At 41.7% G+C, this 3,723-nt stretch carries 4 protein-coding genes; all 4 read right to left on the bottom strand.

The features are described from left to right. Positions 1–454: cyclase family protein (locus tag AC1DUW_RS23335; protein ID WP_477643571.1), on the bottom strand; the 454-nt coding region annotated here is incomplete at its 3' end. A 52-nt stretch (positions 455–506) separates the two neighbouring features. Further along, the gene (gene kynA, locus AC1DUW_RS23330) at positions 507–1,352 is read right to left on the bottom strand and encodes a tryptophan 2,3-dioxygenase (RefSeq protein WP_053345052.1); all 846 of its coding nucleotides are present in this window, start codon (positions 1,350–1,352) and stop codon (positions 507–509) included. A 13-nt stretch (positions 1,353–1,365) separates the two neighbouring features. Continuing rightward, positions 1,366–2,715: an amino acid permease gene (locus tag AC1DUW_RS23325; RefSeq protein WP_477643570.1), complete on the bottom strand. Its 1,350-nt coding sequence runs from the start codon at positions 2,713–2,715 to the stop codon at positions 1,366–1,368. Positions 2,716–2,729: 14 nt separating this feature from the next. Beyond that, the coding region (kynU, locus tag AC1DUW_RS23320; RefSeq protein ID WP_477643569.1) for a kynureninase at positions 2,730–3,723 on the bottom strand (994 nt) is incomplete at its 5' end.

Here is a 3,723-nt window from a genome sequence, read left to right as displayed (position 1 = left end):
GAGCATGGTGGGCAGGCAATTCTTTGCTGTCGAGATAGTCAACGGAAGGCAAATCAAGTCCAAGCAACTTCACTCCTCTATCAGCAAGATAAGGTGCTAATTCAGGATCAATTGTAGGAATCCATTCAGGAAAACGGCTGAGGTCCTTCCACTGTCCTGTTGCCAGTAATAACCGTTCGATGCCTGTAAAGTCGATACCTGTAAAAGCCTTAACTCCAATACTTTTAGCAGCATCTATCTTTACTAAAAGTGCTGGGCCAATATATAAATCCAAATCGAGCTCAATGATTTTTTTTCCGTTTTCATCAAAATGGAAAGGAGCATCAATATGTGTTCCTAAATGTGTACTCATCCGAATTTCCCCAACATTGACTGATGATCCCTTTGCTATTGAAGAATTCAGACGATATGAATACGGTGTATCTCCTGGCCAATATGGCGTATTTTCGTTCAGTCGCTGAGAAATATCTCTCTATAGATTCATATATTTTCCCCTCCAGTCTTGCTTACAGCTTTGTTCGCAGTGTCCAGAGTTCGGGGAAAAATGGCTGGTCGACCACTTTCTTTAGGTAGCTCACTCCCGACGAACCACCTGTGCCCATTCTTTGGCCGATGATTCTTTCTACCGTACTCATATGATGGAATCTCCAAAATTGTTGCTGACTACCAATATCAAGAAGCTTTTCGGCCAGCTCATATAAGTCCCAATATTTATGAACATCGCGGTAGACCGTCAGCCAGGCACTCTCCACACTGGCATTTATTCGATATGTTTCRGACCAATCCCTTTTCAAAACGGATTCATCAACCGGAAGACCTCTTGCAGCCAAGGCCCCAATCGCAGCATCATAAATACTAGGTTTATTTAAATTAACCATCATCGTTTCATAAAGTTCAGGCTGATGTCGAAAAACGGTCAATATTTGCGTATTCTTTTGGCCCATTGCAAATTCAATCAACCGGTTTTGAAATGATTGAAAGCCAGAAGAGTTTCCGAGTTTCTCACGGAATTCCATATAATCCGATGGCGTCAAGGTCGAGAGAACATTCCACGATTGAACAAGTTGTTGTTGAATTCTTGATACCCTAGATAGCATTTTAAAAGAAGGCTCCAAACGTCCTGCCTCAATATTGTCTGTTGCTGCTGTTAATTCATGAAGAATCAGTTTCATCCATAATTCACTTGTTTGATGAATGATAATAAACAACATCTCATCATGATGACCGGAAAGCAGGTGCTGACTCGATAGAATTTGATTTAAATGTAGATAGTCCCCATAGGACATATCCTTTTCAAAATCAGTAACCATTCCTTCTTCTAAACGATTCTTATCAGTCGGTCCCTTATCCATACTCTCTCTCCCTTTACGTTCTTTTTATTTTCATCATTAACAAATAAGCGATGCAAAGAAAGATCAGCCAAGGAACACCGAACTGGAGAACGATTTTAAATGGACCAGTGAACCAAGTCGATACCGTCAAAGCAAACAGCAGAAATGCACCTAGTATCGTTAAATATGGAAAGCCATACATTTTCACCGGCAACTTCCGCCCTCCAGATTTTTCCCAATCCCTCCTAAAATACAAATGTGAGATAAACACCATAAACCAGGTGAAAATAGCTCCGAACATCGAAATCCCCATCATGAACGCATATGAAGTATCCGGAAGCAGAACTTTTACACCAGCAGCCAGARAAATGCCCAGCGTAGAGATGAGTAGGGCACGTAATGGAACACCTTTTCGGCTCACCTTTTGAAATAATGCAGGAGCCTGCTTTTGCTCGGATAATGAAAATATCATTCTTGTAGAAGCATATAACTGGCTATTCATCGCAGATAGAGCTGCTGTTAGCACAATAAAATTCATTATTCCTGATGCTCCTGGAATATTCAAAATTTCCATTACCTTTACAAATGGGCTTTTATCGATTCCAGCGGACTGCCATGGTACAATCATCAACATAAGACCGATTGTCAGTACATAAAAAGTAGCAAGTCTGAAAACAGTTGCCTTTAAAGCTTTGGGCACGGCAATATCCGGGTCTTTTGCTTCTCCCGCTGTCACTGCAATTAATTCCGTCCCTAAAAAGCTGAAGAGAGAAATAAATATTGCAACCCAAAGCCCCCAAAACCCGAATGGCATAAACCCTCCGTCATTGACATAATTCTCTACCCCAATACCACTTGAGGGTTCGGCGCCAATCACCACGTATGCTCCAAGTAAAATAAAAATAACAATAGCGCTAATTTTAATCATTGAAAATACATATTCAAAATTTCCGAATGTATTGACACTCGTTGCATTTACATAGATAAGCAGTGCAGCAAAAAGAAAAATCCACACACTTCCAGCTACATCAGGGAACCAATATTTCATGTACACGGCGATTGCACTCACTTCGACTCCAATAGCAAGGACATTCGCTATCCAATATGAATATCGCACAACAAAGCCTGCAAATGGACTGATATATTTTTCAGCAATCGTTCCAAATGACCCTGATGTTGGATAGGCTACAGTCATTTCTGCCAAACAGCCCATCAACAGGAGGACAATGAATGCACCTGCTGCATAGCTGATTAATACACTTGGGCCTGCGGTCGAAATCGCAAGGCCGCTGCCCAAAAACAAACCGGTACCAATTGCACAACCCATGGCAATCATTGTGATTTGATTTGACGATAACTTACGATGCAACTTATTTTTCTCCATACGGTTCTCCCATCCTAGGCAATGATTCCCCGTTTATTTTCATAGTTTTCATATAACCTTCCGTCCATGATTTTTTTAAGGACCTGTACCGTTTCAAAGACTTCCTGAAAAGAGGTATAAAGAGCAACAGGTGCTAGTCGGATCATATTAGGTTCACGGTAATCGGGTATGATAGCCTCTTTTTTCAATGCTTTACATATTCTTGCCGCTTCCTTATGTTCAAGGATGATATGACCGCCCCTTTTTGATTCATCCCTTGGACTACCAATTTTAAATCCGTAATCAGTAAGTTCCGAGTCGATTAAATCCATTAGATATTTCGTCAGCCTCAAAGATTTTGACCGAACCTGCTCTATTCCCACTTCTGCAAACATTTCAAGTGAGCCTAAAAGGGGAGCCATGCTTAATATATGGGGAGTCCCAATCTGAAAAGCACCGGCAGAATTTGCCTGTGTAAAGGAATGCTCCATATCGAACTGCTTATCCTTCCTCGATCCAAACCATCCTGCCAATCCCGGCTTCTTGTCAAAATGCTTACGGTTCACATACAACCCAGCTACACAACCTGGCCCACCATTCAAATGCTTATAATTACACCAAAATGCAAAATCCACTTCCCACTTGTCAAACCAATGCGGAACAGCACCTATAGAATGACAGCCATCGAACCCAATCATGATCCCACGTGCATGGGCTTCCTTGGTTAACCTTTCAATATCAAGGATCTGACCGCTCCGATACAAGACCGTCGGCAGTACAATCAAGGCTATTTCCTCGTTCATCGCTGCAATGATGTCATCTTCCTCAAGGAATTTCCCATCACGGCTTTTCACCTGAACTAAATGTGTCGCAGGATCAAGTCCATGTAATTGGAGCTGGCTTTGGAGAGCATAAATATCACTGGGAAACGTTAGCTCATCCGCCAAGATTTTGTTTCTACCAGCTTTCGGTTCAAAAAAAGTTGCCGCAAGCTGATGCAAATTAGCTGTCGTTGACCCGCTCATTATC

It is taken from the genome of Peribacillus sp. P4_C12, from assembly GCF_056402095.1.
Note: the sequence above shows the minus strand (reverse complement) of the source record. Positions and strands in the feature narration are given on the sequence as shown.